Here is a 21,874-nt window from a genome sequence, read left to right as displayed (position 1 = left end):
AGAGTATGAATAAGAGAGTATCAAAACTTCCACCTGACTATTGGTTAAATTTAGCTGAGTATCCTTATGATCACAGCTTTTACCAAGTCATGCGCTATTTAGATGCGAAATTGCAGCTGCGCAAACCAATCGGCAGAAATATTTCTCCTACACATGAGCCGTTCCGCATGAGGCAGGAACCGTCGATGATATTTGCACCTTCGAATTTAACTCGAGTGGATATTCACGATAACGGCCGTCCTCCTACCATTTCGATTTTAGGCTTTGGTTTATGGGGTCCAAACGGTCCTCTCCCGCTTCATCTCACTGAATATGCAAAAGAGCGGATTTACCATCATCGCGATAAGACATTATCTGCATTCTCTGATATTTTCCATCATCGCTTAATCACTCTTTTTTATAGAGCTTGGGCGGATGCTCAAAACACTGTAGGCATGGACCTACCAAATTCGCCTTTCAAAAAATATGTCGGTAGTTTTATTGGTTTAGGAAACCGTAAAGCCATTCTTAACGACTCGATTCCTGATAGTGCGAAGCTATATTTTGCAGGCCATTTACTTAGACAGACTCGCAATCCAGAGGGGCTTATACAAATTCTACGTCGCTATTTTGATGTGCCTGTTCGAATTAAGGAATATATCCCTCAATGGATCTTTATTGATAAAAGTGAACGTTCAACATTGAATGGTACAGTCGCGTTGGGGGAAAATTGTATTATCGGTGCTCAAGTAAAAGATGTGCAGCATAAGTTCCGTATCCAAATCGGGCCAATTGATCGCAAAAAATTTGAATCTTTTTTCCCAGGCACAAAAAACGCTAAGCAACTTATAGAATGGGTTAGGCTTTATATTGGATATGAATTAGCTTGGGATGTGCAGCTGATATTGCTTGATAAATACCGTGGACAGACCCGCTTAGGCAAAAATGCTTTGCTTGGGCTTTCAAGCTTTTCGGGTAAAAATGAACGAAAAACTGATGACTTTGATGAGCTGTTTATCGATTATGAAGCCCGTGACAGAAACAAGCGACACCAGGATGCAATTATTAGCACGCTTTTTCAGTCTGATTCCGAGGATGAGGGCGAGGGCGAAGGGATAGGTGCTTCAAATCCTAAGTCTGAGTCTAAGCCTAAGAACGAATCCGGCTCCGAAGGCAAATCCGACCTCGAAGGCAAAGGCGAAACCAAATCCGCCTCTGACCCCGATTCCAAAGGCAATGGCGATTCTACTTCCTAATCAGAGAAGAACGAAGACTCTCAAGCGAAACCCTAGTCTCTTGCCCCTTTTTGTAGCTAGCTAATTTCCACGCATGACCATATGCGATTTCGATTGTGAGCTCAATCTGACCCACAGCATTCCTTGCCTGTTCTAGTGCCTCACACAATTTGAAATATCCCGATTTTGTTGCGATTTCAGATTGTGGCAATGCACATGCATTGCCACCAAAAGCATAGATATCATCTAATAATTTTTTGCTACTTTTGTAGGTCAAGGTCAGTATCTCCTGATCCATCACGGGGTCTGCAAATCCGCATTCCATAAGCATATCGCCGTAATCATGCATATCAATATAAGGATGCGTGCGTACATTTTTTAGACCTGCTAGCTTAATAGCATCTCTAAGTTGCTTGAATGTGGACGGCCCAAAAACAGAAAACAATAGCAAGCCATCCACTCGCAAAAGCCGCCTGCACTCATTAAAAACAGCCATCGGATTTGGGTGGCAATGCAATGTGAGATTCGAAAATATAAGATCAGCACTCTCTGGCATTAATCCAGTGAATGCCATATCGGCAAGCATGCACTCTGCACTTACAGGTTTCGACCCAAACAAACGTTTTTTCTGTGATGGATGTGAGCTTAAAAACTCGTGGCAACGAGCGATGCGTTGAGGGGATGCATCTACTCCAATATACTGTGCATTCTTAAATCTTTGGCGAAAGTTTATATAGTGCCTACCGTCTGCACAGCCTAAATCTATTATTGTTTTAGGATCTGATTTAATGTAGTCGAATTTCTCAAACATACGTGAGAATACTTCGTCGTATAAGAACAATGCGTCCTTTGAATTGGCCCTCCTATCAAACTGCTTAATCACTCTATCAATAATTATGATCGATGGGTCATTTGATGGGGTGGACAATTTTATCCTCGCATTGAAGTAAGAAAAAATTAATTATACAGTTCGTTATGAACTTATTTTCATTGATACCATCGGTTTGCCCTATGTGCGGAGAACCCTCAAAATTCAAGAGTTTTTGCAGAGGGTGTAAGGATGATATTGTCTACAGTATGCGGAACCATCCATATAGATGCGAGCATTGTTTGTTGGCATTGCCACAGGAAGGGGATTGTCCAAACTGCTCAGATTATTATGTAGATATTGAGGCTATATGGACGATTTTTGACTATTTTCCACCAAATGAAAGCTTAATTTTAAGATTCAAAAATAATGGCGAAAATTATTTAGCGGATTATTTTGCTCGTTTATTTTTTGAGATGAATCCTAATTTCAAACCTGATTTAGATACAGTGTTTATTCCTATCCCAAGCCGCAATCCCTCTCTTTGTAAACGCGGATATAATCCTGCGACTCTATTTGCACAAGCACTTCGCAAAAAGTATTTATGTAAAATTGATGCTTCGATTATGCGTTGCCGATATCACGATAACAAAGTTTTAAAGGCCTTGGACCAAGCACAACGCTTTGCATCTAGCAGTCAACAATATTTTTGTGCCTATAGAGCTAAGTTTAAAAAAGCAATTATTGTAGATGATGTGCTCACTACTGGCAGTACTATTCACGCAGCTTCCCGAGCATTGCTAGCTGCGGGTGTTGAAAATGTTCAGGCTGTTGTTATCGCAAGGGCCGCTATTCCAGGTTTATTTTAATTATGTTTAATATTGTTTTAGTTTCTCCTGAAATGCCAGCAAATGTTGGCAATATTATCCGATTATGTGCAAATACTGGTTGCAACCTACACATTATCCGACCTTTTCTATTTCATTTAGACGATAAGCATCTCAAACGTGCAGGTTTGGATTATCACGAATACGCAAATATAAAGATTCATGACACCCTTGAAGATGCATTTGAGGCGATTGGAGTTAAAGAGGATAGACGCTTTGCCATTTCCACCAAAGGAAAAAAATATTTAACCGATATAGAATTCCGCGAATGTGATATTTTTATTTTTGGCCGAGAAAGTGCAGGTCTTAAGGAGCGTGAATGGGACCTAATTGGTTTAGAACAAGCCGTGCGAATTCCAATGCAAGCTAATTCAAGAAGTTTAAATATAGCAAATGCGGTATCTGTAACCGTTTACGAAGCATGGAGACAATTAGGATTTAAAAATAGTGTGTAGGAACTATTTTTTCCAGAAATGAGGCGATGTCAAGAGAATCACAGTAAAAATATCAAGCCTGCCCACAAGCATAGCTATTGAACCCACCCATATACCGAAACTAGAAAATCCACTGTAATCACCCATTGGTCCAGATTGACCTAGTGCAGGACCGATATTACTTAAGGTAGCTATGGATGAGGAAAATGCTGTATTAAAGTCTAATCCACTTATTACTAACAAAGATGAGCAAAGGACTAGCAAAATTCCATAAATAATAAAAAAGAGCAGAATCGAAATTACGATTTGATTAGAAATTTTATTTCCTCGAATACTGATTGGAAACACGCCGTGAGGATGCAAAATTTTTCTGATTTCATTTTTAAATTGCTTTATAAAAATGACCATACGAATCATCTTCATACCGCCGCCAGTTGAACCTGCAGATGAGGCAAAGGTGCCTAAGACGAGCATCCATAGGGAAAGACCCAAGGGCCACAATGAATAATCGGCGTTTGCATAGCCAGTAGTTGTAGCTAAAGAAATCGTATTAAAAAAACCTTTTCTTATAGTAGTACCAATATCTAAATAAAACGCAGCTAAATATAAAAATATACTAATAACCACGGCACTAAAAAGAGTCACTACAAGAAATGGTATCGCTTCAGGACAATTCACATAGGCTTTGAAATTTCGAGTTCTAATTGCAGAATAATGCGTAGCAAAGTTAATGCCAGCAAATAACATAAATACACACGCAACAGCCTCTGCATAAGGATTATCCATCTCAGCAAATCCACCAGTATGAGTTGAAAATCCACCTAAGCTCATGGTTGAGCCTGCATGGCACCAGGCATCAAACCATGACAACCCACTTAATCGATAAAGCAAAAAGCAAATCATTGAGGCCGTTATATAGATTGCGTATAAAACTTTTGCTGTACCTGCGATGCGAGGAGTTAGTTTTTCTTCCTTCATAGGCCCTGAGGCCTCAGTACGCATAACCTGATGGCCACTTACACCTAAAAGCGGGAGTATAGCTACGGCTAAAAGGAGAATTCCCATACCACCAAACCACATAATGGTATGCCGCCAAAGATTAATGGATTTAGGAAGTGATCCTACATCACTTATAACAGTGCCGCCAGTTGTGGTGATAGCTGAGACAATTTCAAAATATGCCTTAGTAAAATCTAGGGAAAATTCAGATTCCGCATGAAACGGCATCAAAAATGGCAATGTACCTATAGCTGGAAATGCAAACCACACCAGCACCACCAATAGCAAACCGTCTCGCAGCTGCAATTCACGCTTAAATGGGTACCCTATACCAAATAGCACACCCCCTAGAGCAAGGGATATTAGAAGGGCGTAAAGGAAATTTCGATCCCACCCATCTTCAAAATATAGAGATGCTAAATAAGGAATGATAAATGTCAAAGACCAACAAATTATCGTAAGTCCAAGTGCGTGAGATATATATAAAAATCGTTTCACTTAAAGACCTAAACATAAAGAAGCGGAGCTTGGAATATTTTCTCGATTCGCTTCATTGCTTTCCGATTATTCGAATAAATAATCGCATGATCCCCTGACTCGATTGTTGTGTCATTTTTGGGGATTATGACTTCACCTTCTCGAATAATTGCAGCGACCTTAACTGAGTTCGGTATATGAATTTGATCCATACGTTTTCCGATAATCGATGAGGTTTCTTTCGAGCCCATGACCTTAAATTCGATTGCCTCTGCCTCACCACGACGCAATCTATGGCCGCGAACAATGGCACCCAATCGCACCTCGTGCATAAGAGCCCCGATAATAGCCTCTGAAGGAGATACAGCGACATCAATCATACTGCCCTCCATCAATTCTCCGTACATCTGACGCGTAATAATTGCGATAACTTTTTGAGCACCCAAACGTTTGGCGAGAAGAGATGACATAATATTTTCCTCGTCATCGTCAGTAATCGCAATCCATGTACCCATCTCGCTTATGTTTTCAGATACGAGCAAGGCCTCGTCCGTCGCATTTCCGTTAAGAACTAAAATCTCTTCTGGCAATGACGCCGCCAACTCCTCACATCGTTGTCTATTTTTTTCGATAACACGAACATTGAATCCAAGAAGAGCTAATGATTCAGCTAATCGAGAGCCAATTTTCCCACCGCCTGCAATCATCACAGATTGAGAAAATTTTCTATCTCTTGATAATGTATTGATAATGGTACTTGATTCTGAAGTATCCACTGCAACTGCAAGCTCATCACCCGCTTTAAGAGTAAATAATCGGTCCAATGGAAGCGACTCTCCATCGCGAATAAGTTCGAGAATTCGTCCCTGTCCATTTGGTAAATTCAAATGATTTTTATCGATTTGATAATCAAGTAGTGAGCTTCTTTTTCCTAATTTTATGATGGCAATGCTTACGTCATCTTGTGCAAAATTTACTACTTGCAGCGCATCAGGAAATACTACCAATCCCTTGAGAAACTGAGTCACACTGGCTTCTGGGCTAATTATGGTGTCAATACCAAAATGGTCTCGTAACACATCACGATGAGTATCGTAGTATGGAGCCCTAATTCTTGATATGCACCGAGGTACATTAAACATATCGCGTGCAAGCTTACATACAACAAGGTTCACTGGGTCCGAAGCCGCACAAGCCACGACTAAATCTGTATCAGTGATATTAGCTTTTTCTAGGACTTCAGGAATTGACGCATCACCTAAAACGCTTCTTAAATCGTATCTTTCTTGAAGATAACTTAATTGTTTAGCATCTGTGTCTATAACAGTTATGTCGTTATTTTCGGATACGAGATTCTGTGCTACGCTCGATCCGACGCGGCCTGCACCGACTATTAAAATTTTCATGAAAAAATCTAGCTATTACGATTCTTACGAGAATCAACGCCAAGCTGACGTAGTTTTCTGTACAGGTGCGTACGCTCCAAACCAGTGCGTTCCGAAACCCTAGTCATACTATGATTTTCTTGCTCTAGATGATACTCAAAGTAAATTCTCTCGAATTCATCTCTAACTGTTCGCAAAGGTTTATTCAATGACAATGGTCCTAAATATCCTGTCTTAGTAGGGTCTTCTGCTTGGGTTGAAAGCATTTGTGAGTGATTCATCTGAGCTGTAGTCACAGATTGAATAACATCTGGATGATAAGGCGTTGCTTGCTGATGGACTTGAGCCTGAGGAGGAATAGTCTCATACTGCATTCTGCGAACTGGAACTGAACCAGGTCTAATAATTGGTCTTTGAAGAACTTGACGAACTGTAGTCATCAGTTTGTTTAGAGTGATAGGTTTTTCTAAAAAATCAGCCGCACCAATACGAGTAGCTTCAATAGCTGTATCTAAAGTTGCATGACCACTCATCATAATAACTGGCATATCAAGAAGTCCCTGAGAACTCCACTCTTTGAGCAAACTCACTCCGTCTGCATCAGGCATCCAAATATCAAGTAGCACTAAATCAGGACGTTCTTTTAAACGAGCTTCTCGGGCTTCCGCAACATTAGAGGCTAAATCTACACTGTGACCTTGTTCATAAAGGATTTCTTGTAGTAGCTCGCGAATACCGATCTCGTCGTCGACAACTAGGATTTTGGCCATAATTACTTGCTCATTAGATAAATATTTTTAAGTAGAAATAGACTCTTAATATTCGAAAAGATTATAACAAGGTGAAATTAATTTTTGACAATTCTCGTTAGTAGTATTGAAATCTTAGCCCCGCCTTCAGGACGGTTCACGATATCAATCTTACCTTGATGCTCATCTACTATTTTACGAACAATCGCCAGACCTAAACCAGTACCATGAGCTTTAGTAGTTACATATGGTTCAAAAGCTTTTTGAAGAATTTGAGCAGGGAATCCAGGACCTCTATCAAGGAATTCAACTTTTACTCCAATCTCACCGTCTTCAAGTTGAACACTGCAAGCTTTAATACTGACTCCTGGTTCTGTACCACTTAATTCCATATTCTCCATCGCATCCCGAGAATTGGATAATAGATTATTGAACACTTGTCTAAGCTGCGTTGCATCTGCTAGAACCAATGGCAAGTTAGGTTCGATTTCAAGTTTAATTTGTCTTGAAATATCGACTGCACCTATCTCAGGATTATCAATATCCGATAAATACCCTTCAGCTGACCACCCATATAAATGAGCTATATCAACTAATAAATCCTCAACATTTACCTTTTCAAATTGTGCTGGAGGTGTACGTGCATATTCACGAAAATCATCAACCATTGTTTTTAATGACACAACTTGATTGACAATAGTAGTAGTTAATCTATCCAAAAATTTCGCATCATCCTCATCAAGTTTATCAATCAGTTTGAATTTAATTCTCTCAGCTGAAAGAGAAATGGGAGTAAGCGGATTTTTTATTTCGTGTGCAAGTCTTCTAGCAACTTCACCCCAAGCCACAGAACGGTTTAGAGAAATAACTTCACTAATATCGTCAAATACAAGTAGATAATTCATACCATTGGGGGTCATCAACTTAGTACCGCGAAGTAAAAGAGTGATTTTTTTATCTTCTTTATCGTCGTTAATATCCAACTCAATTTGTTCTTGCCAATAAGATCTCAAAGAACCTACTGCCGCATGAGATACGAATGCGGACTTAACTAATCGACCAAATTCACTCAGATTATCTTGCATAGGTTGACCAATCATTAAATCTAAATCTTCATGCAAAATATTTTGAGCACCTTTATTCACACGAGTAATCCTAAAATCAGAGTCCAACACGATTACACCATTTGTTAATCCTGCTAGCACACCCTCCAAAAAGTCGTTTGACTGCTCGATGCTTTTACGATGTCTATCAACCTGAGACCTAGCCTCTGTCAACTGAGCAACCATAAGATTAAATGACCTACTCAATTGCCCAAGTTCATCACTTTGATTTGTCTCTGGGATCGAACGATAGTCACCTGCAGCAACAGCTTGAGTACCTTCAGCTAGTGTTAAAAGTGGGTCTACCAATCTTCTAGCCAGCCACAACACAATCGCAAGTGAAGCAAAAGTTGTAAGCAAAAGAGCCATGATCATCGTGATTGAAAACAGTTTCAAAATTCCCTGACGAGAAAGGTTAAGCTCTTGATAGTTTTGATATCCAGTTTGTACAGCCTTCAAATTTTCAGACATATTAGCTGGAACTACACGTGTTAACTGCAACCAATTTGGTTCACGCAGATTAGATATATTTCCATCAAAACGATTTTCTGCATAGAAAATTGGGACAATTACGCGCAAAATATATTGAGTGGATTTCACACCTGACTCATCTTCTACAACTGTTTCCTCAGGAGAGGCATACTGCCTAGTTATTCTAAGTTGATTTAAAACATTGCTCGGAGGCATTTTTGGTAAAAGTGAACCAAAAGTAGAGCTAGAAAAAGCTATTACTCGATTACCGCCTGCAGAGAAAACAAGTAAATCGAAACTATAATAATTTTCACGCAATGAGTTTAAAGAACTCGATAGCTGCTCTTCAGGCACATTGTAAAGACGGTTAGAAAGAGCACGGGCATTACTTAACTGATCAATAATCATCGCATCTAAAGATGACTGACCTAAATAAACACCAGATGATAATGCTGAATCTACCTTATTGTTAAACCAGGACTCAATATATCTTGAGACATACTGAGTTGATAAGAAATAAACAATGACACCTGGAACGATGGCAATTAGGGCAAAGAAAAATATAAGTTTAGAAGTTAGTCTTGCCCCAAACCTTTTCTTCTTAACCTGTTTAATAATGCCTATTAATAAAGATACCAACCACACGAATAAAGCAATTGCGAGAGTTGCATTAAACAGCATAAGAATATCGAATCGGTTCTCGAAACGGGATTCATTGCTAGTGGACTGAATTAATAAGAAAAGCATCACAGCACTGAGAACTACTGCAAGCAATAAACTAGCTCGCAGCAAATAGCGCAAGAATTTCTTAGTCTTATTTAGTGATGAATTTCGAATTTTTTCCATGATGACGAAAATGACCATGCACTAGTATCGCTAAATGCACTAATTTGGAATGGTCTTGAAAGCAATGAAGTATCGAGTCTAAGACGTACTTCACCATAATATGTTTTTGCAGGATCCATGGGTTCATTAAGCAAGATAAGCCATTCATCGTTTGTAGTAATAAGACTTAACGCATCCTCCAAGGAGAAGCCTTTTGCATAATACTGGCCGCGCTCAATTCTCCACTCTCGCAATAGCACGTTGTAGTGAATCATCCAAGTAAGGGATTGTTCGGAGACTATCTTATCGAGCCAATATCTTCTTTTTTGATATATGCGTGCATCAAGCGTAAAGTAAAGTGGCAGCCCTTTGCTTAATGCCTGCTTAAGTTCATTATCGAGTTTTAAATCAATTTTTGTACTAAGCGATAGACTATAGCCGTCGATTTTTACAGGCTTAATTTCGGTAAATTCCGCACTTGATTCAGTGTCGTCGGAAGTATTATTTCCTGCGGAATCGGTTGTAGCAGGCGTTTCGTTAATAATCGATCCCTTGACTTCAGAAGTGCCAGATGATTGATTGAGAGTTGTTTGAGCGAATGCACGATTGAGTCCAAAGCCGCTAATCGCAATCAATACAAATAAAGCGAAGCAACTAATAGACCTAGAAAAATTAATTTTTCTTAAATAGTGCATAAAAAAATCCATCCTGTTCGGGTGGCAATAAATGCCCTAACGCAGGCAATCTCTCAGCTCCATCAAGTATAGAAGTGAAATACGCCGCTTGCAACTCACCCTCTTCTTGAAATACAGAGCAAGTCACATAAAGCAAATGACCGCCCGATTTCAACATTTTCCACAAGTTAATTAAGATTTTACGTTGTAATTGCACAGTTTTGCTTATATCTTCTGATTTTCTTAACCACTTTATATCAGGATGCCTACGAACAACTCCCGAACCCGTACATGGCACATCTGCCAATATCGCATCAAACATCCGTCCATCCCACCAATCAGACACACTCGCATCAGCCTTTTGCAAACGCACATTGGGTCCCATTAAATCAAGCCTCGAAAGATTCTCCTGCACTTTTGCTAATCTATCACTATCAATATCAAGCGCAAGCAATTCCAAATCAAATCTCTCAAGCAAATGTGCCGTCTTCCCGCCTGGTGCAGCACATGCGTCTAGAACATAATTCCCATTTTGCAGAGGTAATTGAAATGCCGCATATTGAGCCCCTAAATCCTGCACAGAAAAGAGACCTTCACTATATCCTGGAAGGGTGGCAATGTCCCCGACTCCAGCCACTCTCAGCCCTGCATCACCTATAACTTCGCTCTCCACTCCAATGTCTTCAAGCATCGCCTGATACTCTGTTTGAGCTGTTTTTCTTTCATTAACCCTAAGTGTAAGCGGTGGCGAAATCTTATCGCTCCTTAAAATTGACTCATATTTCTCAGGATATGAATCGTGGATTTTTTCATACCACCACTTTGGATATGAATGAATCTCAAACTCACTTAGATTCGCCTGCAAAGCATCTTTATTTCTTAAAAAATTTCTTAGACATGCATTTAGCAAACCCTTATAAGCACTTGTCTTAGACATTTTAGAGCAAGCCCGCACAGCCTCATTAAGAATTACAAATTCCTTATAAATTGGAGCTTCGTCTGCCTCCTCCAAATTCTCAGCAAATAGCAGACTCACACTTATACATAACAAACTCTCAAAAAGTGCATTTGGTGCCTTTTTCGCTAATAGTTGGGTGGCAATGCCTCTGGCTCTCCCATAGTGACGCAAAGCATAAAAACTGATTGCATGTACACCCGAACGAACTTCAGGATTGACCTTTGGAATTAATTCGCTTGTAGAATGGCCTTCCATCACATCACGAATCAAGCGAGCACTTTCTATAAGCAGCCTCGATAATGCAATCTGCTTTCTAGCATTGCTATCACTCATTCCAATGCCATCCATTTATAAAAGATGCCACGTCCTGCTTTTTTCCTCCAGGTTTCTGAAGTTCCAGTAAGCGAATAACACCATCAGCCGTAGCCACATCAATCCCATCAGAACCAACCCTAAGAATTTGTCCAGGTACCGCATCGCTAGGTCTTTTTGAATTTGTAAAATCAGCTTTCCACACCTTCAAAACCCCATCTATATTTGGCAATGTCAAGGTAACCCCAGGGAATGGATTGAATGCCCTAATATTTCTCTCTAATTGCATAGTGCCCATATTCCAGTCTAACTGAGCCTCAGATTTTTGAATCTTCTCTGCATAAGTCACGCCGTCTTCTTCTTGCTTTTGAGCACCATCTAAAAGTACTTTAATATCCGCCAAAGCCTCTACTATGGCAATGCCTCCGAGTTCCGCCAACTTATCATGCAATTCAGAAGCATTCATTCCATCGATAGGGATTGATTTCATCAACAATACATCTCCAGTGTCTAAACCAGCATCCATCTTCATAATCGATATACCAGTTTGCTCATCCCCCGCTTCAATAGAACGCTGAATAGGAGCCGCTCCACGCCACCGTGGCAATAAACTAGCATGTATATTAATGCACCCGAACTTTGGTAATTCTAAAACCCACTGTGGCAATATCAGCCCATAAGCTGCGACAACTATGATATCGGGACTAAGTGCCTCTAATTCTGCTTTAGCGTTTTCTGCTTCGATAACAGCATCTGGACCAAGCTTACCTAGCGTTAATCTTAAAGATACTGGTTGGATAACTTTTGCACCATGTTCCAGGGCCGAAACTTTTACGGGACTAGCCTGCAATTTCATACCTCGACCAGCTGGGCGATCGGGTTGAGTCATAACAAGAGGAATTTCATAGCCAGCATCAATAATGGCTTCATAGGCTATTCTTGCAAAATCAGGAGTTCCCGCAAATACAATTTTCATAGAGATTTTTAGAGATAAAAATACAAGTCACTATTGTATAATTATGCCATGCAAAACTTCTCCGAACTCCCCTTATCAGAGAGCCAAATCTCTAATCTCAATTCTCTCGGTTTCTCTAAAATGCGACCAGTTCAGGCTCAAAGCCTACCTGATATTTTGGAGGGTAAAGATGTGCGAGTTCAAGCTAAAACTGGAAGCGGAAAAACGCTTGCCTTTGGTCTTGGAATTATGCAAAAAATAAATCCCGCATTTTTTGCTTGCCAGGGTTTAGTTCTAACACCAACAAGAGAACTTGCAGATCAAGTTGCAGATGAAATCCGAAAACTTGCTAGGGCATTAAACAATATCAAAGTATTAACTCTATGCGGCGGTTCTGCCCTAAGACCGCAAATAGAGTCTCTAAAACATGGAGCCCATATTATTGTGGGGACTCCTGGGCGAATTCTCGATTTAATTCAGCGCGGGGATCTTGACTTATCTAAAGTCAAAGTATTCGTACTTGATGAATGTGATCGCATGCTGGATATGGGTTTTTTAGAAGATATCGGAGAGATATCAAAAGCGACACCCTTAAGAAAACAAATTTTGTTATTCTCGGCAACATTGCCAGAGCATATTATGAAAATGAGCGAAGGGTTTCAGCGAAATCCAGTACATATCGAATTATCAGATGAAGAGAAGGTCTCCACAAATTTAGATCATCTTTTTTTTAAGACGACTTCATCTGAAAGGTATGCACATTGTGTGCAGATACTAAAGCATTTTCAGCCTCCATCTACTTTGGCATTTTGCAATACTAGGGCTGAGTGTGAGAGATTTTGTGCATATTTAAATCAGCAAAATATTTCTGCAAAATTTTTACATGGCGAGATGGAAAAACGTGAACGAGAGGACGTTTTGCTTCAATTTAGCAATCAATCGATTTCTGTTTTAGTAGCCACAGACGTAGCTGCTCGTGGGCTTGATATCGATGGTCTGAGTGCTGTTTTAAATGTGGAACTTACACCTAATGTTGCGACACATATACATAGGATAGGCCGCACGGGACGAAGCGATATGAGAGGGCTTGCATTAAATCTTGTCACAGAAGAGGAACTTTATCGATTTGAGTGCATAAATACTCAAATACCGCTTAAGTCCGAATGGCGTGATGTTCCTAAAAACACGAGAAAATGCGAGCTTATTGCCACCATGCGAACTATTTCTATTAAGGGCGGGAAAAAGGACAAGCTTCGCAAAGCAGATATTATTGGGGCCATGACTCAACATTTGCAGATTCCTTTTGAGGAGATAGGCAAAATTCATGTCGCTGATTTTGTGAGTTTTGTGGCTGTGAGACGTGATCAGGCCGAAGATATTCTTCTAAGGCTGCGTGAAATTCCGATCAAGAATCGCTCTTGGATGATGCGTTTGATGGATTAGGGGCAAAGGGCGGCTCACGGAATCTGTTATAGCTCCATAAATACTGTGTAGGGGCTTTTCTGATAGCCTCTTCTAACTCATTATTTATTAATTGAGCCTGTTGTTCTGCGGGGAGACCATCTAACTTAGGCCCTTCCTTCATATATAAATCCCACCCCTGACCTACGTCTTTACGTATTGCATAAATCAAAATAGGTATTGCCTTTGTTTGAGAAACTAGTTTCCCTGGCAATGTTATCGTATATGCATCTCTCCCAAAAAATTTTACCCACACACCGTCAGATGTCGCTGGCACTTGATCTGGCAATAATCCTACTGATTTTCCGCTACGCAGTGCCTTGATAAATTCCCTCACACCTGAAAAATTTGCTGGGACAGCTTTTGTGTTCTCTGTTTCTCTAACTTTAGATAATACTGGTTCGAAAAATTTCTTCTTCGCTGGCCTATACATTACGACTATAGGAAAATGTAAGGAAAGAAATCTAGAAACAACCTCAAAACACCCCATATGAAGGCAAATGAATAAATAACTTTGATTAGGATTTTGTTTTAGTTTTTCTAGAACATCTGGACTTTTTAAAGTGAGTCTTTTGAATGCTTTCTCGAAATTAAACCAGATATAGGGTATCTCTCCAAACATGGCACCAATTTCCCTAGCCGCCTCATTATGAAACTCTCTACTTACATATCCTGCGGTAGACGCATGGTCGTCTATTCTTGCCCCGTATTTCTTATATGAGATCTTATAGATGAGATAGCCTAGAAATCGGCCCATTTTTTGCAAAAAGGTAAGTGGCAATGATCCCCAAAATTGAATGATTTTTAAGTGCATAAGTCTACGAATATCCTAGTGTGGGCTTATTTTAAAACCTCATGAAACAATTTCCGAAAATATGGGCACAAAAAGGATATTAAAAATTAGCACTCTCACCTCAAGAGTGCTAAAATTAATCCATCGAAAGTAAAAATATTTAGGAAAATATATGACAAATCAATCATTTGCCTTACAACCGCACAAATCGATGGACCTTATCCATCCGAGTGCATTGGGGACGATTGAACAGTATATCCAAGAAGTTAACCGTATTCCTATGTTAACAGCTGAGCAAGAAAAAGAGTTTGCTGAGCGTCTACAAGATAAGGGTGATATCAAAGCGGCTCAAGCTTTGGTGCTTTCACACTTGCGTTTAGTTGTGTCTGTTGCACGTCAATATCTAGGATATGGTTTATCTCATGCAGATTTGATTCAAGAGGGAAATATCGGGCTTATGAAAGCCGTAAAAAGATTTGATATTTCTAGAGGAGTTCGCTTAGTTACCTTTGCATTGCATTGGATTAAAGCTGAAATCCACGAGTTCGTAATCCGCAATTGGCGACTAGTAAAAATTGCAACTACTAAAGCTCAAAGGAAACTTTTCTTTAACTTGAATAGTCTGCGTCCTGAGGGTCGATCATTGGATAACGATGATATCGAGGGCATTGCCAAAAAACTAAATGTCCGTCCAGAAGATGTTGTAGAAATGGAGAAGCGCATGTCAGGCCATGACATTGCTTTGGACACTCTTATGGAGGATGATGACGACTATAGCCCTATTCAATATTTAGCGGACGATGAGGCTTACGAACCTGAAAATGTAATTCTTGCTCAAGAACAAGATAAGCTTGAAGATCATGGGCTTAAAGCTGCATTAGAGAAGCTTGATGATAGGTCTCGTCATATCATTGAGAGCCGTTGGTTAAGCGAAGATAAACCCACTTTGCATGACCTTGCCGCTCAATACAATGTTTCAGCTGAGAGAATTCGTCAAATCGAAAATGCTGCTATTAAAAAGATGCGTGCCCACCTTGAGGATTATGTATAATTTTAAGGTTTTGTAACCTTATATCCTCACACTGTGCACCTTCCCGATTTATCAGAATTAAAAGAAACTCTTTATAATCGTGCTAGTCGTCCACCAGTTGATGGCTCGCACGATTTATTTTTTAACGGTCGAAAAATTGGTATTGTGCATCCAAATGTAAGAGACGACCTAATTGGCTTTGCCTATGTAAAGTTTACTTCAGGCACTTTTAATATTGATATGCAAAAAGAATTATTAGGGCTTGCTGATCCAGAATTATTTTTTGCCTATAAATGTCAGTATTTTAATCAACTTGCCCAATATTTAAGAAATAAAGGGCATGCTAAGCATTGGAGAAACGAACAATTAACAATTTGGGACTCGGAGACTGAAGTCGCACATGTAGAGAGGGCTGTAGTTCGAGAACTTGGCATTATGACTAAGGCCGTTCATGTTAATGCATGGACTCAGGAGAAAAAAATCTATCTTTCTTTGCGAGCACCTAACAAAGCGACCGACCCAAATAAATGGGACACTCTTGTTGGGGGCTTAGTTTCAGCAAATGAATCGCTCGAGACGGCTTTAGAGAGAGAGTCTATTGAAGAGGCTGGATTGGATTTAAAGAAACCACCTTTAATTATCCCTCTGCGTTATATACAAACAATGTATAGACCTTTGGATGAGGGATATCAGATAGAGGAAGTATTTAATGCCGACTATTTAATTCCAGAGGGAACAAATTTAGAGAATCAAGATGGGGAAGTTACGAAAATCGAAGCTTTTTCAATTGAAGAAATAATAGAAAAAATTAGCAATGAAGAAGTGACACTTGAGGCGAGCATAGTTTTGCTGGATAGTATCGAGCGCATTGCCAAACAGATATAGATGAGAGAAGTATGACACTAAATGTTGTAATTTTGGCCGCAGGTAAGGGTAAGCGAATGAAATCTGATTTACCCAAGGTTTTACATAACATTGCAGGCAAACCTATGCTTATGCATGTTCTAGATACTGCATCGGCTTTGCAAGCGGATACAACAACCGTAGTTATAGGTCATGAAGCGGAAAAAGTAAAACAATCGTGTTCTGAAATGGAAGGGCTAAATTTTGCTCTTCAAGATCCTCCACAAGGCACAGGTCATGCGGTTTTGCAAGCTGTACCTTTTTTGAATGCATCAAGCGATGAGGATAATAAAACGCTAATTTTGTACGGTGATGTGCCTTTGATTTCTGCTGATACACTGGCACGGCTAATTGATATTTCGGGAAATGGTGTTGGCCTTTTAACTGAATATTTGGATGACCCGACAGGCTATGGGCGGATTATTAGGAATTCATCGGGATTGGTTGATTCGATTGTTGAGCAAAAGGATGCGGCCCCTGATGAATTAAAAATCAAGGAAGTGAATACGGGAATAATTTGTGCACCCACTGCTCTATTAAAAGATTGGCTCTCTGAGATTAAAAATGAGAATGCACAGGGCGAGTACTATCTGACGGATATTATCAAATTTGCGAATCGCGATAGCATTGCCATCACAGCGACGCAGGCAGAGCATAAATATGAAACGGCCGGGGTAAATAGCCGCGTACAATTGGCTGAGCTAGAGACTCAGTATCAGAAGAATCAAGCAATAGCACTGCTTGAGGAAGGCGTGAGCATTGCCGACCCTGAGCGATTTATTGTGCGTGGGCGGGTGAAGGCTGAGAGCGATGTTTTTATTGATGTTGGATGTATATTCGAAGGTGAGGTGGAATTAGGGAAAGGGGTGCGTATAGGTGCGTATTGCCACCTAAAAAATGCGAAGATTGGAGCGAATACGCGCATTGAGCCATACTCACATATCGAAGGAGCTATTGTCGCAAATGATGCGGTAATTGGACCATACGCTAGATTAAGACCTGGTGCAGTTCTGGAAGAGCACAGTCATGTAGGCAATTTTGTTGAGCTTAAAAAGACGACTTTAGGGGCATATAGCAAGGCCAATCATCTAAGTTATTTAGGTGATGCAACAATTGGCCAACGTGTAAATGTAGGTGCGGGCACGATTACTTGCAATTATGATGGCGCAAATAAATTCCAAACTTTCATTGAAGACGAGGCATTTATTGGATCTGATACGCAGCTTATTGCACCTGTCACTATTGGTAGAGGGGCAACTGTAGCGGCTGGTACAACTGTCATGAAGGATGTGCCTGCTGAGCAACTGGTATTAAATAAAAAATCTCAAGAACACATATCTGGTTGGTCTCGACCGACGAAGAAAAAAGAGGTATAAAATGGACTCTAAACATGATGGTCTTCCAAAGCCACAACTCTATTGGGCCGTATTTTGCCTATTCTCTGTAATTGCAGTCTGCGTAATTGACGGCATTATCACAAACATTGCCCTCCCTACAATTCAACGCGATTTCGGTGTAACTCAGCAAGAATCCATCTGGGTAATTAATGCATACAATATCGTCCTAATTTCCGCTTTATTTACTTTCAGTTCGCTTGCCGATAGATTTGGGTTTAAGAGACTTTTGCGTGTAGGGCTTGTTGTTTTCGGGATTGGAGCTTTCGGAAGTTTGCTTTCACAATCTCTAACCATGCTTATTTGTACACGCATTATTCAAGGATTTGGGGCGGCCATACTTATGTCCTTGACTGGTGGGCTTTTGCGAAACATATATCCTAAAGAAAGAGTTGCTATGGGCATCGCCTTTAATGGCATGGTTATCGGTGCGTGCGCACTAATTGCTCCGTCTTTAGGTGCTTTTATTATCGGTATATCCGACTGGCATTGGATTTATGGATTTTCCATTCCAATCATTATTCTAGGATTGTTGTTGTCTCGTTTTCTTCCTCGTCTCCCTCGGGTTAAAAAAGCTATCGATTATAAAAGTGCCCTACTCAATGCCATAACTTTTGGAAGCCTAGTAGCTGGTCTTGATATCATATATAGCAATACTTTATTAGGTGTAATTTTGTTGGTAGTTTCACTCGCAAGTGTGATTACGCTTTATAAGCATTCATTGGCACAGGAGCATCCAATGGTGCCTGTAGATTTGCTTAAGATAGTTTCCTTTAGAGATGCTGCATTAGTTTCGGCTTTTGCATTTATATCTTCAACTGCAAGCATGGTTGCAACACCGTTTTATTTTGAACATGTTTTAGGATACAACACTAAGACTGTGGGGCTAATATTTAGTTCATGGCCAGTGGCAGGATTTATTATGGGACCAATATCGGCTAAATTAAGCGCAAGATTTCCTGCGGCATTGCTTGCTGGTATAGGAAGTTTGATTTTAACTGGTGGCTTGATTATGTTCGCATTATTGCCAACTGATAGTGCGAAATATATGTATGCTTTAGCTCTATTTATTTCAGGGCTTGGATTTGGCTTTTTACAAACCCCAAATGGTAAGACTTTGCTTTTAGCGGCACCTCAAAATCGAGCAAGTGCGGCGGGCGGCATGCAAGCTACATCAAGGATCTTCGGACAGTGTGTTGGCGGAGCTTTAGTTGCAACCTCCTTCTCCATAAATTCTGAAGAGGGTGCTTATTATGGGATTATTCTTAGTGTCGTGGCAGCGATAATTGCTGCAATAATCAATCTCTACCGATTTATAACAAAACAAGATTCGCAAGTTATATAGTCTTTAGAAATTCCGACCAAGTCAAACCCTCTATATCATTTTGGGAGAGTATAAATTCATTGGGCATCATATATTTTGTCCAGTTTATACCAAGATCCTTATCGTTATATAAGATTGTGTATTGATCAAGAGGATCCCAAAATTCAGAAAGCTTATACATAACATAAGACTCACTGCTTATAGTTAAGTATCCATGAGCATATCCAGCAGGCACAATTATCGATTGACCTTGCTTTAGATTAAAATACTCGCATTTTCCAAATGATTGAGAATGCGGTCTTATGTCTAATACAACATCTAGAATTTCTCCATCTAGCACCTCTATCAATTTCGCCTGAGGTTTATTGCGTTGAAAATGTAAGCCTCTGATAACTCCCTGGAATGAATGCGTTAAATTCTCTTGGACCAAGTGAGCACCCGCTTGTTTATCGTAAGATGAAAAAATTCTTGGACTAACGCTACCTCGCTGATCTGGAAACGACTTGTGTTCTATGCGACGGGCTTGTGGAAGAGCTTTATGTGGCAATGCTTCTGCCCTTTCTCTTTCACTTTGAATTAATTCATCTATCGAATCTTGAAACGATTTTTTCGCCGTCCAACCAGTTTGTGCCTTTAATTTATTCGAATTTATGGCATACCGCATATCGTGCCCAGGCCTATCGTCCACAAATTCAATAAGCTGTTTATAAGAGCCATTTTTATGAGGAACTAGCTGGTCCATGTGCTCGCAAATTAAGTTAGCAACTTCTATATTTGTAAAAGATTCAGAACTCGTTATATTGTAGATTTGGCCGCTAAATTCAATATCTGAAGTGAGCAAAGCGTGGATAGCTTCGCAATGATCTTGAACATGAAGCCATTCGCGGGATGCGAGACCATTGCCATATATAGGGATAGGCTTCCAATTCAAAGCATTATTTATTATTTTAGGAATTAGCTTTTCGCAATGCTGTCCAGAGCCATAATTATTGCAGGAGCGCGTAATAATAGCTGGCAATGAATACGTTTTCGTCCACGCTTGCACAAAATGCTCAGCAGCAGCTTTAGAAGCGGAATACGGATTTGTAGGCTTGATTGCATCGGTTTCAAGAGACGGCTTTTCCATGGGGTTTAGCGAACCATACACTTCATCAGTCGATATATACACAAACCTAAGTTTATGCCCTGTTTCATCTATGTGCTGCTTACATACGTCCAATAAATCATGCGTTCCGTACACATTATTTTGCAAAAAAGGGTGTGCATCTTGAATGGATCTATCCACGTGCGTATGGGCTGCAAAATGAACCACCGTGTCAATCCTTCTTGTTCTCAAATGATTGAGTATGGTTTTTTGCTCGCATATATCCATTTGGAAAAACTCATCACCTAATGGATCATTAATCGCAGAATATGAGAGATTATCTATATTTTCAATAAACTCATATTGCTTAGATGGATGGTTGAGTGCGAATTTCACGAAGTGATGGCCGATAAAGCCACAACCACCCGTAACTAAAACACGCATTTAAACGGACTCCAAACCCGCCTGATGAGCCTGTTGATCAGCATGATATGAAGAGCGAACCAAAGCACCGACGGCCGCATGTGAGAATCCCATAGCCTTAGCCTCCTCTTCAAACATAGCAAAAGTTTTAGGTGTCACATATCTTAGGACAGGAAGATGGTGATCCGAGGGTTGCAAATACTGCCCAATAGTAAGCATCTCAATATCGTGGTCACGCATATCTCTCATAACTTGGAGAATTTCTTCATCTGTTTCGCCTAAACCTACCATCAATCCAGATTTCGTAGGGACGCCTGGATACATGGCTTTAAAATCTTTTAGAAGCTTCAAAGAGTGCATATAGTCGGCCCCTGGGCGAGATTGTTTATAAAGACGTGGCACCGTTTCTAAATTATGATTCATCACATCTGGCAATGCTTTTGCAAATATCTCTAATGCTCTCTCTAAACGACCTCTGAAATCTGGAACCAACACTTCTATCTGAGTTTTAGGAGATTGCTCTCTGATTTCACTTATGCAATCTACATAATGTTGAGCACCGCCATCGCGTAAATCATCACGGTCTACAGAAGTAATCACCACATATCTTAAACCCATGCGAGCCACTGATTTAGCAAGGTTTTTTGGTTCATTAATGTCCAAGGGATCTGGACGACCATGTCCGACATCACAAAACGGGCAACGTCGTGTACACTTATCGCCCATAATCATAAATGTAGCAGTACCACGTCCAAAACATTCACCTATATTAGGACAAGAGGCTTCTTCGCAGACGGTAACCATTTTATTTTCGCGAAGAATGCCCTTAATCTCTGAAAATTTTGAGTTAGTAGGGGCAACTTTTACACGAATCCACTCAGGTTTTTTTATTTTTTCAGCAGGCACTACTTTAATTGGAATTCTCGATGTTTTATCGAAAGACTTTTGTTTTTTTGTAGCGTCGTACGAATGATCTTTATCTGCAGGAGCTGAATTTTGAATAGACATTAGTTATAGCCAATCTTAAGGACTTTGCGTTATTTTATAGATTCTAAATTATAACTAAGTTGTAAATTGGCGAGAGCCTTTATCTATTTTATTAGTCGACTCTCATATCCTGCGAAATAGAGGATTGAAATTTTAATTTTGATAAAACCACTTTGAGTTGTTTAATTACTTAAAGTGGTTTTCAAAATATACGGGCTATATAG

Annotated in this window: 19 protein-coding genes; 8 read left to right on the top strand and 11 right to left on the bottom strand. The window is 40.0% G+C overall.

Going from position 1 to position 21,874, the window contains the following annotated elements:
• The first annotated feature begins 5 nt into the window (after window positions 1-5).
• Window positions 6-1,235 carry a type VI secretion system baseplate subunit TssG gene (gene tssG / locus TASI_RS00405; protein WP_014110771.1) on the top strand — a complete coding sequence of 410 codons (1,230 nt, stop codon included), beginning with the start codon at window positions 6-8 and terminating at the stop codon, window positions 1,233-1,235.
• On the opposite strand, the gene TASI_RS00400 is transcribed toward tssG, so the two are convergent.
• A complete protein-coding gene (locus tag TASI_RS00400; RefSeq protein ID WP_014110770.1) occupies window positions 1,225-2,142 on the bottom strand; it encodes a methyltransferase domain-containing protein in 918 nt (305 codons plus the stop codon). The two genes, tssG and TASI_RS00400, sit on opposite strands and share 11 nt — an antisense overlap.
• 47 nt (window positions 2,143-2,189) lie before the next feature.
• Between TASI_RS00400 and TASI_RS00395 the strand changes: the two genes are divergently transcribed.
• Both TASI_RS00395 and TASI_RS00390 read left to right on the top strand, forming a co-directional pair.
• Complete coding sequence (locus TASI_RS00395) at window positions 2,190-2,891, top strand: ComF family protein (RefSeq protein WP_044977864.1); 702 nt, start codon at window positions 2,190-2,192, stop codon at window positions 2,889-2,891.
• 2 nt (window positions 2,892-2,893) lie between these two features.
• Window positions 2,894-3,364, top strand: a complete 471-nt coding sequence (locus tag TASI_RS00390; RefSeq protein ID WP_014110768.1) for a tRNA (cytidine(34)-2'-O)-methyltransferase — start codon at window positions 2,894-2,896, stop codon at window positions 3,362-3,364.
• A 3-nt stretch (window positions 3,365-3,367) separates the two neighbouring features.
• Here the strand turns inward: TASI_RS00390 and TASI_RS00385 are convergent, their stop codons facing one another.
• The 7 genes from TASI_RS00385 to fmt form a co-directional block, all read right to left on the bottom strand.
• Window positions 3,368-4,840 (bottom strand): TrkH family potassium uptake protein, encoded by a 1,473-nt coding sequence (locus TASI_RS00385; protein ID WP_014110767.1) that lies wholly within the window; start codon window positions 4,838-4,840, stop codon window positions 3,368-3,370.
• 8 nt (window positions 4,841-4,848) lie between these two features.
• Window positions 4,849-6,225 (bottom strand): Trk system potassium transporter TrkA, encoded by a 1,377-nt coding sequence (trkA, locus tag TASI_RS00380; RefSeq protein ID WP_014110766.1) that lies wholly within the window; start codon window positions 6,223-6,225, stop codon window positions 4,849-4,851.
• Window positions 6,226-6,233: 8 nt separating this feature from the next.
• Window positions 6,234-6,974, bottom strand: a complete 741-nt coding sequence (locus TASI_RS00375; protein ID WP_014110765.1) for a response regulator — start codon at window positions 6,972-6,974, stop codon at window positions 6,234-6,236.
• A gap of 77 nt (window positions 6,975-7,051) precedes the next feature.
• Entirely contained in the window at window positions 7,052-9,373 is a 2,322-nt protein-coding gene (locus TASI_RS00370; protein ID WP_014110764.1) for an ATP-binding protein, read from the bottom strand.
• Window positions 9,346-10,047, bottom strand: coding sequence for a DUF4390 domain-containing protein (locus tag TASI_RS00365; RefSeq protein ID WP_014110763.1), 702 nt, complete (start codon window positions 10,045-10,047; stop codon window positions 9,346-9,348). The genes TASI_RS00370 and TASI_RS00365 overlap by 28 nt, the downstream gene beginning before the upstream one ends.
• Window positions 10,025-11,317, bottom strand: a complete 1,293-nt coding sequence (rsmB, locus tag TASI_RS00360) for a 16S rRNA (cytosine(967)-C(5))-methyltransferase RsmB (protein ID WP_014110762.1) — start codon at window positions 11,315-11,317, stop codon at window positions 10,025-10,027. Before rsmB ends, TASI_RS00365 begins: the two co-directional genes overlap by 23 nt.
• Window positions 11,310-12,272, bottom strand: coding sequence for a methionyl-tRNA formyltransferase (gene fmt / locus TASI_RS00355; protein WP_014110761.1), 963 nt, complete (start codon window positions 12,270-12,272; stop codon window positions 11,310-11,312). Before fmt ends, rsmB begins: the two co-directional genes overlap by 8 nt.
• 48 nt (window positions 12,273-12,320) lie before the next feature.
• On the opposite strand from fmt, the gene dbpA reads away from it, so the two are divergent.
• Window positions 12,321-13,694, top strand: coding sequence for an ATP-dependent RNA helicase DbpA (gene dbpA / locus TASI_RS00350; RefSeq protein WP_044977860.1), 1,374 nt, complete (start codon window positions 12,321-12,323; stop codon window positions 13,692-13,694).
• Here the strand turns inward: dbpA and TASI_RS00345 are convergent.
• Window positions 13,657-14,526: an LpxL/LpxP family acyltransferase gene (locus TASI_RS00345; protein WP_014110759.1), complete on the bottom strand. Its 870-nt coding sequence runs from the start codon at window positions 14,524-14,526 to the stop codon at window positions 13,657-13,659. The genes dbpA and TASI_RS00345 overlap by 38 nt on opposite strands.
• Before the next feature lie 151 nt (window positions 14,527-14,677).
• Between TASI_RS00345 and rpoH the strand changes: the two genes are divergently transcribed.
• From rpoH to TASI_RS00325, 4 genes are read left to right on the top strand one after another with little or no spacing between them, the layout of a single operon-like run.
• A complete protein-coding gene (rpoH, locus tag TASI_RS00340) occupies window positions 14,678-15,556 on the top strand; it encodes an RNA polymerase sigma factor RpoH (RefSeq protein ID WP_014110758.1) in 879 nt (292 codons plus the stop codon).
• A 33-nt stretch (window positions 15,557-15,589) separates the two neighbouring features.
• Window positions 15,590-16,420: an NUDIX hydrolase gene (locus tag TASI_RS00335; RefSeq protein ID WP_014110757.1), complete on the top strand. Its 831-nt coding sequence runs from the start codon at window positions 15,590-15,592 to the stop codon at window positions 16,418-16,420.
• 11 nt (window positions 16,421-16,431) lie between these two features.
• Window positions 16,432-17,814 (top strand): bifunctional UDP-N-acetylglucosamine diphosphorylase/glucosamine-1-phosphate N-acetyltransferase GlmU, encoded by a 1,383-nt coding sequence (gene glmU, locus TASI_RS00330; protein WP_014110756.1) that lies wholly within the window; start codon window positions 16,432-16,434, stop codon window positions 17,812-17,814.
• Window position 17,815: 1 nt separating this feature from the next.
• A complete protein-coding gene (locus TASI_RS00325) occupies window positions 17,816-19,177 on the top strand; it encodes an MFS transporter (RefSeq protein ID WP_014110755.1) in 1,362 nt (453 codons plus the stop codon).
• Here TASI_RS00325 and TASI_RS00320 read toward each other — a convergent pair.
• Both TASI_RS00320 and lipA read right to left on the bottom strand, forming a co-directional pair.
• The gene (locus tag TASI_RS00320; RefSeq protein ID WP_014110754.1) at window positions 19,170-20,684 is read right to left on the bottom strand and encodes a GDP-mannose 4,6-dehydratase; all 1,515 of its coding nucleotides are present in this window, start codon (window positions 20,682-20,684) and stop codon (window positions 19,170-19,172) included. The two genes, TASI_RS00325 and TASI_RS00320, sit on opposite strands and share 8 nt — an antisense overlap.
• A complete protein-coding gene (lipA, locus tag TASI_RS00315; protein ID WP_014110753.1) occupies window positions 20,685-21,671 on the bottom strand; it encodes a lipoyl synthase in 987 nt (328 codons plus the stop codon).
• Window positions 21,672-21,874: the final 203 nt, after the last annotated feature.

Origin of the sequence: Taylorella asinigenitalis MCE3 (genome assembly GCF_000226625.1) — a bacterium.
In the GTDB taxonomy this organism is placed as follows: domain Bacteria; phylum Pseudomonadota; class Gammaproteobacteria; order Burkholderiales; family Burkholderiaceae_B; genus Taylorella; species Taylorella asinigenitalis.
This window is presented reverse-complemented; position numbering and strand designations above follow the sequence as displayed.

What these genes read in the sequence shown, in the direction of transcription:
- lipA (WP_014110753.1), bottom strand. Translation starts at nt 21,671, where the DNA reads ATGTCTATTCAAAATTCAGCTCCTGCAGATAAAGATCATTCGTACGAC.
- TASI_RS00345 (WP_014110759.1), bottom strand. Translation starts at nt 14,526, where the DNA reads ATGCACTTAAAAATCATTCAATTTTGGGGATCATTGCCACTTACCTTT.
- TASI_RS00375 (WP_014110765.1), bottom strand. Translation starts at nt 6,974, where the DNA reads ATGGCCAAAATCCTAGTTGTCGACGACGAGATCGGTATTCGCGAGCTA.
- rpoH (WP_014110758.1), top strand. Translation starts at nt 14,678, where the DNA reads ATGACAAATCAATCATTTGCCTTACAACCGCACAAATCGATGGACCTT.
- tssG (WP_014110771.1), top strand. Translation starts at nt 6, where the DNA reads ATGAATAAGAGAGTATCAAAACTTCCACCTGACTATTGGTTAAATTTA.
- TASI_RS00325 (WP_014110755.1), top strand. Translation starts at nt 17,816, where the DNA reads ATGGACTCTAAACATGATGGTCTTCCAAAGCCACAACTCTATTGGGCC.
- fmt (WP_014110761.1), bottom strand. Translation starts at nt 12,272, where the DNA reads ATGAAAATTGTATTTGCGGGAACTCCTGATTTTGCAAGAATAGCCTAT.
- TASI_RS00320 (WP_014110754.1), bottom strand. Translation starts at nt 20,684, where the DNA reads ATGCGTGTTTTAGTTACGGGTGGTTGTGGCTTTATCGGCCATCACTTC.
- TASI_RS00390 (WP_014110768.1), top strand. Translation starts at nt 2,894, where the DNA reads ATGTTTAATATTGTTTTAGTTTCTCCTGAAATGCCAGCAAATGTTGGC.
- TASI_RS00395 (WP_044977864.1), top strand. Translation starts at nt 2,190, where the DNA reads ATGAACTTATTTTCATTGATACCATCGGTTTGCCCTATGTGCGGAGAA.
- glmU (WP_014110756.1), top strand. Translation starts at nt 16,432, where the DNA reads ATGACACTAAATGTTGTAATTTTGGCCGCAGGTAAGGGTAAGCGAATG.
- TASI_RS00365 (WP_014110763.1), bottom strand. Translation starts at nt 10,047, where the DNA reads ATGCACTATTTAAGAAAAATTAATTTTTCTAGGTCTATTAGTTGCTTC.
- dbpA (WP_044977860.1), top strand. Translation starts at nt 12,321, where the DNA reads ATGCAAAACTTCTCCGAACTCCCCTTATCAGAGAGCCAAATCTCTAAT.
- trkA (WP_014110766.1), bottom strand. Translation starts at nt 6,225, where the DNA reads ATGAAAATTTTAATAGTCGGTGCAGGCCGCGTCGGATCGAGCGTAGCA.
- rsmB (WP_014110762.1), bottom strand. Translation starts at nt 11,317, where the DNA reads ATGAGTGATAGCAATGCTAGAAAGCAGATTGCATTATCGAGGCTGCTT.
- TASI_RS00370 (WP_014110764.1), bottom strand. Translation starts at nt 9,373, where the DNA reads ATGGAAAAAATTCGAAATTCATCACTAAATAAGACTAAGAAATTCTTG.